General features: G+C 49.7%; 13 protein-coding genes. 8 read left to right on the top strand and 5 right to left on the bottom strand.

The features are described 5' to 3' along the window. Positions 1-117: 117 nt before the first annotated feature. Entirely contained in the window at positions 118-528 is a 411-nt protein-coding gene (locus ACXAGX_RS01300) for a methylglyoxal synthase (RefSeq protein ID WP_474822203.1), read from the bottom strand. A 287-nt stretch (positions 529-815) separates the two neighbouring features. On the opposite strand from ACXAGX_RS01300, the gene ACXAGX_RS01305 reads away from it, so the two are divergent. The 8 genes from ACXAGX_RS01305 to ACXAGX_RS01340 all read left to right on the top strand — a co-directional run bounded on the left by ACXAGX_RS01305 (position 816) and on the right by ACXAGX_RS01340 (position 8,879). After that, the gene (locus tag ACXAGX_RS01305; RefSeq protein WP_281182434.1) at positions 816-941 is read left to right on the top strand and encodes a hypothetical protein; all 126 of its coding nucleotides are present in this window, start codon (positions 816-818) and stop codon (positions 939-941) included. Between the two features lie 102 nt (positions 942-1,043). Then, positions 1,044-2,063 carry an N-acetyl-gamma-glutamyl-phosphate reductase gene (gene argC, locus ACXAGX_RS01310; protein ID WP_474836058.1) on the top strand — a complete coding sequence of 340 codons (1,020 nt, stop codon included), beginning with the start codon at positions 1,044-1,046 and terminating at the stop codon, positions 2,061-2,063. Continuing rightward, positions 2,060-2,824, top strand: a complete 765-nt coding sequence (gene argB, locus ACXAGX_RS01315) for an acetylglutamate kinase (protein ID WP_070126533.1) — start codon at positions 2,060-2,062, stop codon at positions 2,822-2,824. Before argC ends, argB begins: the two co-directional genes overlap by 4 nt. A gap of 20 nt (positions 2,825-2,844) precedes the next feature. Continuing rightward, entirely contained in the window at positions 2,845-3,756 is a 912-nt protein-coding gene (locus ACXAGX_RS01320; protein ID WP_474822212.1) for an ornithine carbamoyltransferase, read from the top strand. A 14-nt stretch (positions 3,757-3,770) separates the two neighbouring features. Then, positions 3,771-4,982, top strand: coding sequence for an argininosuccinate synthase (locus ACXAGX_RS01325; RefSeq protein ID WP_070126531.1), 1,212 nt, complete (start codon positions 3,771-3,773; stop codon positions 4,980-4,982). 10 nt (positions 4,983-4,992) lie between these two features. Next, the gene (argH, locus tag ACXAGX_RS01330) at positions 4,993-6,375 is read left to right on the top strand and encodes an argininosuccinate lyase (RefSeq protein WP_474822217.1); all 1,383 of its coding nucleotides are present in this window, start codon (positions 4,993-4,995) and stop codon (positions 6,373-6,375) included. Between the two features lie 8 nt (positions 6,376-6,383). Beyond that, positions 6,384-7,694 (top strand): amino-acid N-acetyltransferase, encoded by a 1,311-nt coding sequence (gene argA, locus ACXAGX_RS01335; protein WP_070126529.1) that lies wholly within the window; start codon positions 6,384-6,386, stop codon positions 7,692-7,694. 288 nt (positions 7,695-7,982) lie between these two features. Next, positions 7,983-8,879 carry an alpha/beta hydrolase gene (locus ACXAGX_RS01340; protein WP_474836060.1) on the top strand — a complete coding sequence of 299 codons (897 nt, stop codon included), beginning with the start codon at positions 7,983-7,985 and terminating at the stop codon, positions 8,877-8,879. Here the strand turns inward: ACXAGX_RS01340 and ACXAGX_RS01345 are convergent, their stop codons facing one another. The 4 genes from ACXAGX_RS01345 to ACXAGX_RS01360 all read right to left on the bottom strand — a co-directional run bounded on the left by ACXAGX_RS01345 (position 8,880) and on the right by ACXAGX_RS01360 (position 15,428). After that, entirely contained in the window at positions 8,880-9,410 is a 531-nt protein-coding gene (locus ACXAGX_RS01345) for a YgjV family protein (RefSeq protein ID WP_070126527.1), read from the bottom strand. It abuts the gene before it with no gap. A gap of 149 nt (positions 9,411-9,559) precedes the next feature. Next, complete coding sequence (locus ACXAGX_RS01350; protein WP_474822228.1) at positions 9,560-10,564, bottom strand: DUF4382 domain-containing protein; 1,005 nt, start codon at positions 10,562-10,564, stop codon at positions 9,560-9,562. A gap of 438 nt (positions 10,565-11,002) precedes the next feature. Next, a complete protein-coding gene (locus tag ACXAGX_RS01355; RefSeq protein ID WP_474836062.1) occupies positions 11,003-12,694 on the bottom strand; it encodes an NAD-dependent malic enzyme in 1,692 nt (563 codons plus the stop codon). 52 nt (positions 12,695-12,746) lie between these two features. Continuing rightward, positions 12,747-15,428 carry a penicillin-binding protein 1A gene (locus ACXAGX_RS01360; protein ID WP_474836064.1) on the bottom strand — a complete coding sequence of 894 codons (2,682 nt, stop codon included), beginning with the start codon at positions 15,426-15,428 and terminating at the stop codon, positions 12,747-12,749. Positions 15,429-15,440: the final 12 nt, after the last annotated feature.

Genomic DNA, 15,440 nt, shown 5'->3' on the forward strand with positions numbered 1-15,440 from the left:
CTCCAAATTCTAGGTGATAAGTTTACCTGATAGAGACAACGCAAAAATCCATTCGCCAGAAGCTTTACGCAAGCTTTACATTGCAGCGCAATGCAACCGGCCAGTACTTCGGTTTAATCAGTATTCCGGTTTAAAAGGTAAATAATCTTCGGCAAAGAAAAGCGGCGAAGTAATGATGAGGTCAGCAGTCGCTGACGAACACGCTACAGGAACATTCCACACAGAGCATAAACGTAGTAACGCTTTCACATCAGGATCATGAGGCGCAGGGTTTAACGGGTCCCAGAAGAAAATGAGCGCGTCTAACTTACCCTCAGCAATGAGTGCCCCAATCTGTTGATCGCCTCCTAATGGCCCGCTTTTGTATCGGGTAATGGCAAGGCCTGTGTCATCGGAAATGAGTCCCCCGGTTGTTCCGGTGGCCACCAAATCACATTTGCGCATGGCTTCGATATGGGCATTTACCCAGGCAAGCAATTCGGCTTTTTTGTGGTCGTGCGCAACCAACGCAACCGTTTTTCTATTCATTTTATTGTCCTATTTATACTAACGTCTACAGGCCAAACCAGTAGCACACCGGATTAATGCCAATACCTTGTTGTCAAATGAATGTCACAGATTAACGATTTACTATATCACGAAAATTAAACAGCCAGATACGATGAAATATTTATACATATTTATTGCATATTTATTCCATGCGAGTAGAATTGGCAACGGTTTAGTAATCTCTGCGTAATTCGACGTGTGCTTTTTTGGGTCTGCCTGGACCTTCCCGCACACCTCCACGACAGAGAATTTAACAGGACACACTCATGAATCAACCAACCAGCAAGCCCCTATGGCTGGCTGAAAAGGTAAAACAGTTTAGCTCTCCCCTGGCTGGCTACACACAGCACAGCGAACACCGACGATCCGGTGTAGACTTGCTTTTGCGGTAGCGCACTTTTTACCTTTGTAGGCGAGTAAACAAAACAGTATCCCTTACTCGGTTACAAAGGTAGAAAGTGTTTTTTTTCCCTCACAAACTTAATTAAACCATTATGTTGAAAGTAGCTATTATCGGAGCCAGTGGTTACACCGGCGCACAACTCGTTGACTTGGTTCACCGTCATCCGGCAATGGAACTGGCGGGTACCTTTGTTTCTCAAAACAGCGCCGATGCAGATAAACCGATCTCTGCAATTCACGGCCAGTACGCGCATCTAAGTCAATACACGCTAACACCTATCTCAGACGATACTCTGATCACCCTTGCCGAATCCATGGATCTCGTGTTCCTGGCAACGCCCCATGAAGCCAGCCATAACTGGATGCCAACACTGAGCAAAGGTAAAGCAAAAGTACTCGACTTATCCGGCGCATTCCGCATCAAAAACACCGAGGTATTCGAGCAGTTTTACGGCTTTAAGCACACTGCTACAGAATGTCTCGACAAAGCGGTTTATGGGTTGGCCGAGTGGTATGCCAGCGATATCGCTGCAGCAAGCATCGTTGCTGTGCCTGGCTGCTACCCCACCGCATCATTATCAGCGTTAAAACCACTGGCAGAGAACAACCTGCTCGACAGTGCGGTACGCCCGGTCATTAACGCTGTATCTGGTGTTAGCGGTGCGGGTCGCAAAGCCGCCCTTGCCAACAGTTTTTGCGAAGTGAGCTTGCAAGCCTACGGTGTATTGGGGCACAGACATACACCGGAAATTGAAGCCTGGCTGGGTACGGGTGTTATTTTCACTCCTCACCTGGGTAACTTTAAACGCGGCATTCTGGCCACGGTTACCGTAAAACTGAAACCCGGCGTGACTGCAGAGCAACTCAACAGCGTTTATCAGAATGCCTACACGGGTAAGCCGATTGTGCGTCTGCGTGAAAGCTTCCCGAAACTGGATGACGTGGTAAATACCCCCTTCGTGGATCTTTACTGGAAGCTGGATGAAACCTCCGGTTACGCGGTAATCACCAGCGCTATTGATAACACGCTAAAAGGTGCAGCTTCACAAGCCATACAGTGTGCGAACCTGATCAGTGGCTTACCCGTTTCTGAAGGGTTGGTAGCGCAATGAGCTTATCTCCTATTGTAATTAAAGTGGGTGGTGCGCTGCTGGAAGACGAACAGGCAGCCTTGTCATTGCTCACCTCTGTGGGTGAAGTCATGAAAACCCGTCCGGTGATCATCGTACATGGCGGTGGTCCGCTGGTTGAAACCCTGATGGCCGCGCTGAATTTGCCTAGCCAGAAAATTGATGGTTTGCGGGTAACGCCTGACGAACATATGCCCTATATCTGTGGCACATTGGCAGGCAGTGCCAATAAATCCCTTTGCGCCTTTGCCATTCGCAGTGGCCTGACACCCGTTGGCCTTTCATTGCTGGACGGCGGCATGGTAAGTTGTGAGCCGCTGGACGAGAAGTATGGCGCGGTAGGTGTACCTGCAGCCAATGATCCAACATTGCTGAAGTCACTGACCAGCCAGTCACTGCTGCCAGTGGTGAGCTCTATCGGCTCAAGCGACAGCGGTCGTTTACTTAATATTAACGCCGATCAGGCGGCGACGGTTATTGCGCAGCTGGTAGACGGTGAACTGCTTTTACTGTCTAACGTTAAAGGCGTACTCGACGGCAATAAGCAGCTGATTGCTGAATTAAATCAACAACAAATCGATTCATTGGTAGATGATGGCGTTATTACCGATGGCATGAAAGTGAAAACCGATGCCGCTTTATTAGCGGCCGCATCACTGGGTCGTCCGGTGACGATTGCCAGTTGGGATGCCAACATCAACACCATTTTAAATAAGGATACCGGTACGCGCGTTGCGCCATAGCCGTATTGAGGATATTGACCATGAAACAGGATTTATTGTCCTTTGCTAACTGGACACCCGAAGACACGAAGGCGCTGCTAGATTTAGCCGTAACGATTAAACAAAATCCAGCGAAATACAGCCAGGTACTGGCGGGCAAATCTGTTGCCGCCCTGTTTGAAAAGCCGTCTCTGCGTACCCGCGTAAGTTTCGACATTGGTATTAATAAACTGGGTGGCCACATGGTCTATCTGGATGTTCAGGGTGGCAAACTGGCTGGTCGTGAAGACAACGTCGATACCGCTGCGAATCTGGCGTGCTGGGCAGACGCTATTGTTGCCCGTGTGTTCTCACACAGCACCCTGGAAGACTACGCCAAAGCGGCGAAAGTACCGGTAATTAATGCGCTGTGTGATAAATATCACCCGTGTCAGGGTTTGGCAGATTATCTCACCATGTACGAGGCGTTCGGCAAAACCGAAGGCTTAACCATGGCTTACATCGGCGACGGCAATAACGTCACGCATTCTCTGTTAATCGTAGGCGCACTGCTTGGTTGTAATCAGGTTGTGGTAACCCCACCAGGCCACGAAGCCGATCCTGAAATTGTTGCGCAAGCGCAAGCCATTGCCGACAAGACTGGCGTTAAAATTGTGCAGAGCAACGATATTGATGCAGCAATCGGTGCAGACGTGCTTTATGCTGACACCTGGCTGTCAATGGGCGACGACACGCCACTGGAAGCCATCAAAGATAAATTTATGCCCTATCAGGTAAATGAAGCCCTGATGGAAAAAACCGGCGCAAAATATGTGATGCATTGCCAGCCTGCTCACCGTGATCTGGAGATCACCGGTTCCCTCATCGACAGCGAACAATCGTTGCTGATGCAGGAAGCAGAAAACAGAATGCATGCACAAAACGCTATTTTGACCAAACTACTAAGTTCCTAAGAGGACAGGTTTTAATGAAAAAGAACGTGAACAAAGTTGTACTCGCTTACTCTGGCGGGTTAGACACCTCGGCCATCATTCCTTGGCTGAAAGAAAACTATGACTGTGAAGTAGTGGCGTTTGCTGCTGATGTGGGTCAGGGCGACGAAGAACTGGAAGGCCTGAAAGAAAAGGCCATCGCTTCTGGCGCCAGTGAATGTTACATCGTTGACCTCAAAGAAGAGTTTGTTAGCGAGTACATCTATCCAACGCTGACTACCGGTGCGATTTACGAAGGTGAATACCTGCTGGGTACGTCAATGGCACGCCCTGTTATTGCCAAAGCGCAAGTTGAAGTTGCCCGTAAAGTGGGTGCCGATGCACTGTGCCACGGTTGTACCGGTAAAGGTAACGACCAGGTTCGCTTTGAAGGTACTTTCGCTTCACTGGCACCTGATCTGCACGTTATCGCGCCATGGCGTGAGTGGGACATGGTTTCCCGTGAAGATCTGCTGGCTTACCTGGCTGAGCGCAATATCAAAACCACGGCTTCTGCGACCAAAATCTACAGCCGTGATGCAAACGCATGGCACATCTCCCACGAAGGTGGTGAGCTGGAAGATCCATGGCAAGAACCTACCAAGCAAATCTGGACAATGACAGTTGATCCAGAAGATGCACCTGACCAAGCAGAACGTGTCACGCTGTCTTTCGAAGAAGGTCGCCTGACTAAAGTCAATGACGAAGCGCTTTCGCCTTACCAGGCACTGGTTAAACTGAACACTATCGCTGCTGCACACGGTGTGGGCCGTATCGATATCGTTGAGAACCGTCTGGTAGGCATGAAGTCTCGTGGTTGTTATGAAACGCCAGGAGGCACAGTAATGGTTGCAGCGTATAAAGCGCTGGAAACCATGGTTCTGGACAAAGCATCACTGAAATACCGTGAACAAATCGGCCTGGAATACTCACACGTAATGTATGACGGTCGCTGGTTCACGCCGCTGAACGATGCCCTGCTGGCTGGCGCTGCGTCTTTCGCTAAGCGCGTAACCGGTGACATCGTTGTGAAGCTTTACAAAGGTCAGGCTACTGTAACGCAGCGTCGTTCTCCTAACAGCCTGTACTCAGAAGACTTCGCCACATTCGGTGCTGATGACGTATACGACCAAAGTCATGCTGAAGGCTTTATCCGCCTGTTCAGTCTGTCTAGCCGTATCGAAGCACTGAAAAAGCAACAGCAGTAAGGAGACTATCATGGCATTGTGGGGCGGCCGCTTCGCGGCAGGCAGTAGCAACATGTTCCGGCAGGTGAATGACTCCCTGCCCTTCGACCGGGTAATGGCAGCGCAGGATATCCAGGGCTCTATTATTTGGTCTCGTGGTCTGAAGAAAGCAGGCGTTCTGTCGGAAGACGAACAGAGCCAGCTGGAAGCGGCGCTGTCAGAGCTTAAGGCGCTGGCAGAAAAAGGGGAGCTGGATTTCGACGCCAGCCCGGAAGAAGATATCCACAGCTTTGTGGAAGCAGCCCTCATCGACAAGCTCGGCGATATTGGCCGTAAGCTTCACACTGGCCGCAGCCGCAATGACCAGGTAGCAACAGACTTCCGCCTGTGGGTTCGCGAACACGTAGATTCACTTAAGGCTGATCTGAAGTCATTAATCCGCGCCCTGCTGCAGACGGCTAGCCGTCATCAGCAGGCGATTATTCCTGGCTACACCCACTTACAGCGGGCGCAGCCAATTCATTTCGCACATTGGTGTCTGGCCTATGTGGAAATGTTCAAACGCGATCTCTCGCGGATGAAAGATTTAAAAGCACGGATGAACCAGTGTCCGCTGGGCTCTGGCGCACTGGCCGGTACGACCTATCCGGTAGACCGCGACATGCTGGCAAAAGAGCTGGGCTTTAATTCACCGTGCCTGAACAGCTTAGATGCCGTATCAGACCGTGACTTCGTGCTGGAACTGCTGTTCTGCGCGTCTACCAGTATGATGCACATTTCTCGCATGGCGGAAGACCTGATTTTCTATAACTCAGGTGAAGCTGGCTTCCTGCAACTGGGCGATTCCGTGACTTCAGGCTCCTCACTGATGCCACAAAAGAAAAACCCGGATGCGCTGGAGCTGATGCGCGGTAAATGTGGCCGTGTATTCGGTAGTCTGCAAGGTCTGCTGGTAACCATGAAAGGATTGCCGCTGGCTTACAACAAAGACATGCAGGAAGACAAAGAAGGCGCCATCGATACCGTCAATCAGTGGCACATCTGCCTGTGTATTGCTGTTGAAGTGCTCGACTCATTGTCACTGAATGAAGAACGTTGTCGTGAAGCCGCTGCCCAGGGTTACGCAAATGCTACTGAGCTTGCTGACTACCTGGTAGAAAAAGGCATTCCATTCCGCACTGGTCACGACATCGCCGGTAAAGTGGTACTGGCTGGTATCGAAAAAGGCTGTGCCATCGAAGATTTGCCGCTGGCCGACATGCAGGCCATCTGCGATAAAATCGAAGACGATGTCTATCCGGTACTGCAACTGGAGTATGGCGTCAACAAACGTAATATTCTTGGTGGCACCAGTTACGAAACAGTGACCAAAGCACTGTACACCGAACTGGAAAATCTGGATAAGCTGGGGTAACGCAAAAAATGGTGTTAGCCCATCATGACGGCATCAAGTTATTCCGTAGCTCACTGCCCTACATCAATGCACACCGGGGTAAAACCTTTGTACTGATGTTTGGTGGTGAAGCCATTGAACAGAGTAATTTTGCCAACATTATCCATGACATAGCATTGCTGGCGAGCCTGGGTGTTCGCCTGGTGCTAGTGCACGGTGCCCGCCCTCAAATTGATGAGCGGGTAAACCTTCGCGGCATTGAAGGTCGTTTTCACGACGATATCCGCATTACCGACAAACAAACGTTGGAATGTGTGAAAGATGCAGCGGGCTCGGTGCGTAGCCATGTGGAAGCATTGCTCACCATGGGACTGCCCAACTCCCCTATGCACGGTGCGCACATCCGTGTGTGTACGGGTAACCTGGTGGTTGCCAAGCCAATGGGTGTACGCGGCGGTATCGACTACGAAAATACCGGGCTGGTTCGTCGTATTGATACAACCGGTATTAACGACCACCTGAACGATGGCTCAATCGTGCTGCTTTCGCCTATGGGATATTCCACTACAGGTGAAGTGTTCAATCTGTCTCATGAAGACGTTGCGACGCAAGCCGCCATTGCACTGAAAGCAGACAAAATTATCGTTTTCTCTAAAGACGACGGTATTCGTCATAACGATGGCAAACTGCTTCGTACTATCGAGCGCCCTCAGTTAGAAGAACTCGTCTTTAAAAATGAGATTGAAACTGAGCATACGGTACTTAGCGCGCTGACAACCAGCGTGGCAGCGGGTATACCTCGGGCACATTGTATTAGCTATGAAACCGATGGTGCATTATTACAAGAATTGTTCACCCGTGACGGTGCTGGTTCGCTGGTACTGGAACATCATTATGAACAGTTACGTGGTGCAACCATTGAAGACGTTGGCGGTATTATTAACCTCATTAAGCCACTGGAAGAAAGTGGTGCACTGGTAAAACGCTCCAGAGAACGTCTGGAAAACGAGATCAACCAGTTCATCATTATCGTTCGTGACGGTATGATCATCGCGTGTGCCGCATTGTATTTGTACCCGGAAGAAAGCAAAGCTGAACTGGCTTGTGTGGTAACTCACCCGGACTATCGTGGTAAAAACCGCGCCGAGCGCATTCTCGACGAGGTTAAACAACGGGCACTGGATGCGGGTATCAATACCCTGTTCGTTCTGACGACACTCACGGCTCACTGGTTTTTGGAACACGGCTTCCGTGCTGCCGATCTCGGTGAACTGCCTCAGGCGAAAAAAGAGCTGTACAACTTCCAGCGCAAATCGAAAATTTTTACCCTCGAGCTGTAAATAGCTTATAAGCACAGTTTGCTTTTGCTGACTGTGCTTTCTCTCTACTTGAAGCCACGCAGCGAAATCCATCCTCCTCGCCCTTCTGCAACGAAAAAAGCAAAAGATAATCATTCTCATTAATGCTAATATCTGGCCGCGTGTTAATCACTCGTACTTTTTTCTTATTTTTGTCGTCAGTTATTTTCCACATTCCAGGTTAGTACCATGTTTTCCAGACTTTTGTTTTTATGCTTCATCAGCTTTTCTTTACTCGTAAGTCCCCTCTTCGTCGTGGCGAAACCAGATATGACTATCAAAACCGGTAAAACGGTGGCCGATACCGGTGCTGAAGGATATCGGTTTGTTCGCTTAACCCTGTCACGGGAAGACACCATACAGCATCGCCAAATCGATTACCGGGTCAACCTTGCTATTCCGACGACACCTGCACCTGATGAAGGTTTTCCCCTTTTGATAATGTTAGATGGCAATGCTGCCTTAATGGAAGTCAATGCAGACTTGCTGGCACAGGTGTCAAAACGCGCAGGCCCCCCGCCCGTACTGGCATTTTTGGCCCATGATAACGACTTACGGATAGACGGTGATGCCCGGGCCTGGGACTACACGCCTGCGGTTTCCGACGCGCAGCTTAGTCAACGTGAAAAGCGTCCCGGCAGATCCTACGGTGGTGCCGATCAATATTTAGCGTTTATCACTCATGATGTGGTTTCAGCAATTTCACAACACACCCAAATTAATATGCAAAAGCGCGGGCTATGGGGGCATTCTTATGGCGGCCTTTTTGTCCTGCACGCTTTGTTCACCCAGCCCGAAGGTCTTGCATTCTACGCACCCGTGGACCCATCGCTATGGTGGGGAGAGGGCTACATTCTGAAAGAAGAGAAGTCTGCTACAAACACATTAAACAGCACTCAGGGCAAGTCACTGTTTGTGGTGACGGGTTCCGGTGGCGACAAGAACCGCTCGCATAAAGACCGAAACGATCCTGCACTGACGGCAATCTATAAGGCTAGAGAAGCTGTTCCGGGCGATGAAATATCCAGGCTAGTTGAACGTGTGAACGCGAACAACGTAAACGCGAAGCATATTACGCTATCCGGACTTTCCCACGGTGCGACATTGGGAGCGTCTCTGCCTGAGGTCTTCGCGGCGTTTTCTGAATTCACCCGAAGTAACAATTAATCAAGTTCCTGCTTCGTGGATATCTTCAGTCAATTTCTGGTGCTTCCAGAGTTTGCGGATAGTGTTCAGGTTCACTGCAATCAAGGTCATCTCAAGCAAGGTGGTGCCAATTGAACCAACCAGAATATTGTTGGTTAACCAGCAAAATGCACCAATGAGAAAACCAATTCGCATAGCAATGCCACGCAAACAGAATACCGCGTAGGTACCCACGCAGCTACCAAGAATGGGGAACATGTCTTTCCAGGATTCGGCCAGCCAAAACCCCCATGCGAGTGTGATGGCAATAAACACCATCGCTACAACAGGAGAACCGGTTTTTAACGACAAGCCGGTTCGGACCACAGACAGCAGCGCACTAACCGTCGCAGTCATGGCCCCCAGCAAATAAAAATGAAAAGCATGGTTGATGTTCATGATTACCATCAGAATTTTGAGACGGCGATCGTCTTTCTGATAGAAACACAACATGCCCAACACAAAGCTTAGTAAGCCCACGGCCTGGGCAAAGTTAAATTCGGGAAATGTCATCAAAAGGGGATTAGCGAAGCGATGTCATCAAAGTATCAGGGAAGATGACAAGGTGCAAACACAGTGTCTGAGGAGTGCAATTACACTAAGAGACATCGCTGCGCTAAAAGGGAAGAAAAGAGCGGACACTCCTTTGCCCGCAAACAGGCTCAATTGTCAAAGTTGACGGTAACTACTTCGTTCGCAGCAACACTGACTTCTTTAACAGTTAAAAACGTAAAATCGTAGCCATCGTCGGCTTCCGGATCATCAAAATTCGCCAGGCAAGTAAGTGCCAGGGTGTAATCACCCGCTTCGAGGTAACCTACGCCATAGGTCATCTCGTCCGATGTTTCATCGGCGTTTACGGTAGCCGTGGCGATAGGACGAAATTCAGTATCAGTCGCACTGGGGTCGGCGTCATCGCCTAAGGAATCTGGGTCAAGGCCAATGCCTTCAAACACATAAACCGCATTGCCCTGGGTGTAGTCTGTCTTAACTGCACAATCAGGATGAGTGACTACGCCTATATCAACTTTACCTTCAACACTGCCGGCTTCACTGTTATCCACCAAACGAATACCACGAGGTTTAAGAAATACTTCTTCCTGGCCTACCGGATTCACCAAGCTCTTACGCAAATCGAATTCAACGGTAAACGTTTGTTGCTCATTAACCTCTGCCGTGAATCCATCCAGCTTCACTTCACCACTTGGAACAGAAAGCGGGTACGTGCCATCCTGCATTACTACGTAACTTTGTTCCAAAATCGGGATCCGCACCTGCGTATACACGCCAGAAGGAATGTCTATACCATCGATAATCGATTTGTATGCCGTGCCTTGCAGTTGTAACAGGTCGACCTCTAAGGGCAATCCGTCTTCTTCGGTAACATCAATCACCACTGGCTCGCCATCGCCAATCAACTCTACGGTATCGAAATACACAATGACTTCACGGGCAAAATCTACTGGCGCGTCGGACACGTTAAGCGTGAAGTTTGTAACGAACTCTTCAGTATCATTCGCCGTGGTGTCGCTGCTGCCACCACCGCCCCCGCACGCTGCAATTAACAGGGAGGATGAAAGTAGTACTGCTGGTACTCGGCAACGTCGAATGCCCTTAGTAATTCGGCTTTGAATTGTCGTGGCCTTGATAGGCAGGGTTGCTTTCATCATCATCTCCGTTGAGGTGGTCCGTGGGCGACGCTTAAAAGTAAACAATCTAAGCGGCTATTACTTATGTGCTTCCATCAACACATACTACAAGTGCTTATATCAAGGGTTGTGCCAGTTGATTAATTTTCTAATAAAACAACATCTTAATTAATAATCGAGATTAGTAAGTTAGATTTCGCTTTCATTCTTGTTGCGAACTGCCGACAGTTTTTCCTAAAAACTGAATCAACAGACGAATAACAATGCGCGACGGTGATTTCTTCAACGAATCAGACTGGAATTTTAAAAGACTGGTGGATTTACAGGCAGGATAAATCTTCAAATCAAAGACTTACGAAAATTGTATTCCAGTGACTTTGTCACTAATTAACGACATGGCAATATTCGGGACAAAAAAAAGCCGTGCAGTGCACGGCTTCCAATTCGGTAAGACAATTAGATACTGGTACGTTTGTACGGACGATATTCCGCTTCCCAGAAGTTGTCTTCGATCTTTTTGATCAGCACGTCATCAGAAATTTCTAATGCCAGATCCTGTTTCATCGCGACCTTGGCCACCGCAAAGGCAATCTCTTTACTGAGTCCCGAAATAGCAGTGAGTGGCGGAAGTAATGCACCTTCACCGGTGTTTGCGATGGGTGATGCCGAAGCCAGCGCGTTACTGGCGGCCATCAGCATCTCATCGCTGATAAGCTTGGCTTTACTAGCCAACACGCCAAGGCCAATGCCCGGGAAGATATAGCTGTTGTTACACTGGGCTATTGGATAGATTTTGCCCTTATATTCCACCGGCTTGAACGGACTGCCCGTGGCAATTACCACTTCGCCATCGGTCCACTCGATCACCTGCTCAGGACGGGCCTCAACCTGTCTGGACGGGTTACTCAGCGGGAAGATGATGGGCAAGTCACAGTGACTCTTCATGGCGCGGATAACCTGCTCGGTGAACAGACCCGGCTGACCGGATACACCAATCAGTACATCAGGTTGTGCACAGTGCATCACATCCAGCAGTGAAGGATACTGACCTGAGAATTTCCAGTCAGCGATATCCGACTGAGAATGCTGTAGCTTCTGCTGGAAGTCACGTAAGCCTTCCATGCCTTCCGTTATAAGACCAAAGCGGTCAATCATGAACACCTGGCGGCGTGCCTGTTCGTCAGACAAGCCTTCCGACACCATCTGTTGAATCAGCATTTCGGCAATACCACAACCCGCAGAACCGGCGCCAACAAACACCACTTTCATCTCCGAGAGCTTACGTTCCGTTGTGCGACATGCCGCCAGAATGGTACCCAGCGTGACCGCCGCGGTTCCCTGGATATCATCGTTGAAGCAGCAGATTTCGTTGCGGTAGCGTTTAAGTAATGGCATGGCATTGGGTTGCGCGAAGTCTTCAAACTGAATCATCACTTCCGGCCAGCGACGTTTGACGGCTTTAATGAACATGTCGACAAACTCGTCATACTCTTCCTGGCCAATACGCGGGTGACGTGCGCCCATATACATTGGGTCGTTCAGCAGTTTTTCGTTGTTGGTGCCAACATCCAGCATCACGGGCAATGTATACGCCGGGCTAATACCACCACAGGCGGTATACAGCGACAGCTTACCGATAGGAATACCCATACCGCCAATACCCTGGTCGCCCAGGCCGAGGATACGTTCACCATCGGTTACCACGATAACTTTCACCTTACGCTTGGTTGCATTGCGCACGATATCATCGAGTTGGTGGCGCTCTTCCCAAGAGACAAACAAGCCTCGGGAACTGCGGTAAATATCGGAGAACTGTTCGCAAGCATCACCTACTGTAGGGGTGTAGATGATAGGCATCATTTCTTCAATATGCGACTGGATCAGGCGATAGAACAAGGTTTCATTGTTGTCCTGGATAGCGCGCAGATAGATGTGCTTATTCAGTGCATCGCTAAAAGAGCTGTATTGCATGAAGGCTCTTTCAACTTGCTCATCTATAGACTCGTATCGTGGCGGTAATAATCCGGTCAGGTTAAACGAAGCCCGCTCACGGGCTGTAAACGCGCTGCCTTTATTCAGCAGCGGCGTTTCCAGCAATGAAGGGCCAGAGTGAGGGATATATAAATATCGGTTGGAATCGTCTGACATTGCTTATCCGATTTATAGTTTTTTGGATTGTTGCCCGCCCCTATCTTCTCGCCTAAAAGATATCTTCCGGGGTGGGCGCGGTATTCTCTTCATCCTGAGCAGGATCGACAATTTCATCGTCAAGCACATACACCTTCGGTTCTGTGCCCTGCGCAAAATATTCGAATAGTGTCGTATGGTCTGTCCTTCTGGTCAACTTCCCAGTGGTACGATCTATACGAACGCGGACCACTCCATCAGGAATGGCCATGGGTTCTTCAGGTACGCCATCAAGCATATGCTGCATGAATCGTATCCATGTTGGCTGCGCAGCCTTAGCACCATCTTCGCCACCAATCATTGCGTTACCCAGCCAGTTAAACTTCTCTGGATTGCGATTGATCAAATTCTGGTTACGGGTAGCCCGGCCAAGGTTTCGGTTCATGTCGTCAAAACCCACCCAGGCGGTGGCAATAATGTCGCGGTGGAAACCACTAAACCAGGTATCCCGCGCATCGTTAGTAGTACCGGTTTTCCCGGCTAAATCGTCGCGCTGCAGAATGTTTCTTGCCCGCCAACCTGTGCCCATCCAGTACGTTTTCTTGTTCCAACTGCCGTTAGCACGCACACCAGTACGCATCATATCGGCTACCAAAAACGCGTTTTGCGAACTAATAACCTGAGGCGCAGACGGTTTCACTTTACTGCCGGCTTCACTGAGCTGCACCGCGCCCCCTAAACCTGCATCAGCGTTAAGCTGGGCTTCCAGCATGGCTTCAAGGTTTTGTTCCTCGCCATCACGACTTTGTTCACCATCCTCGGTGCAAGGATTACAGGCCCACTTAGGCGTTGCCTGCCAGAGGTTTTCACCCTGTTCATTCAGCACTCGATCGATGAAATAAGGGGTAACCAGATAGCCGCCGTTCGCAATTACCGACATTCCCCGTACTACTTCCAATGGGGTATGGGAGCCGGAACCCAGCGAGACGGTTTCATCGTTTGGCACTTCATCCAGTTGGAAACCAAACTTGGCAATATGTTCTCGGGCTTGTTGCAACCCAACACCACGCAGTAAGCGCACAGATACCACGTTCTTTGATTTACCCAGCGCCACACGCATACGAATTGGGCCATCGTATTCCGCGGGTGAATTCTGAGGACGCCAGGCAACACCGGTGGAAGCATCCCACTGATTGATCGGTGCGTCGTTGATAACCGAAGCCAGTGTGTAACCGCTCTCGATGGCGGCAGAATAAATAAACGGCTTGATGTTAGAGCCAACCTGACGCTTGGCCTGGGTAGCACGATTGAACTGGCTTTGGTAAAAACTATATCCACCCACTACTGCCTGCACGGCACCGTTGTGAGGATTAAGCGCAACCAGTGCGCCACTTACTGTAGGTATTTGAGCAATGCGCCATTTGTCTTCCTGTAATCGGATATAAATTACCGCACCCGGGGTGACGATATCCGACGCAGTTTTGGGGTCATCACCTTGACGTGAATCGGTGATGTAAGGGCGAGCCCAGTCCAGGCCTTCCCATTCGATTACCCGCTCAACACCATTTAAGTCGGTAACGGTTATCGAAGGCTCCAGTTCTGATTCCGGCGTAGGTGGGTCGAATACCTGAGTGACAACCGCTGGAACCAGCGGATGAAAATGAGGAATGGCATCCAGTGCCTGCTTAATTTCATCCGGCGTCCACAGCTTGTTTTCGTCAGTGGGCGCATTCTCGCTTACTTCCACAGGCTCGTCGTCTTCATCGGCTTCCGGTTTACCCCAAAGCCAGGTTATCGGGCCGCGATAGCCATGACGTTCGTCATAATCGTGAAGATTGCGTATTACTGCTTCTTGCGCGGCTAATTGCGTATCGGCAGGCGCCGTCGCATAAACTTGATACCCCCCAGTTTCTGCCTCTTCCTTACCGTAAATTTCAACCATTTCGTTGTAGATAAGGTCTGCCAGATAAGGGGCATCCAGATCGATTTCTGCACCATGTTTACGAGCGGTCACCGGCTGGCTGGCGGCCTCATTGAATTCTGCCTGAGAAATAAACTCTTCATCCAGCATACGCAGCAGAACAATGCGACGACGCTCCACAGAGCGCTCTGGGCGACTCACCGGGTTGAGTACCGACGGTGCCTGCGGTAAACCGGCAATGGTGGCAATTTGCGCTAAACTTAATTGTTTTAAGTTTTTGCCATAATACACCTGAGCGGCGGCACCGAAACCAAATGCACGGTGGCCTAATTCAACCCGATTCAGGTAAAGCTCGAGGATTTCATCTTTTGTGAGCACTTGCTCCATGTGGATGGCAATGAATATTTCTTTAATTTTACGAATAAAGGTTTTGTCGCGGGTAAGGAAGAAGCCCCTTGCGAGCTGCATAGTGAGGGTACTGGCACCCTGCTGCTTCTCTCCGGTAAGCACCAAATTTACAGCAGCACGGGCGACACCAATGGGGTCGATTCCGTAATGCTCGTAAAAACGGCTGTCTTCGGTAGCAATGACCGCCTGAATGAGTTTTTCAGGTACATCCTCAAGTTTTACTGGGATCCGCCGTTTAACTCCATACTGAGAAATTAATTTACCGTCATAGGTATAAATTCTCATAGGTGTCTGCAGACGAACGTCCTTGAGGACAGTAACACTCGGCAGGTCAGGTTTGATATAAAAATAAATGCCTGCAAGTGCCGCCACGCCTAGCGTGCCGCCTATCAGGGCTAAAATAAATAGGGTTTTGATATACTTCACGAAGTTTACATT

Source organism: Alteromonas sp. ABV4_515 (assembly GCF_056160345.1).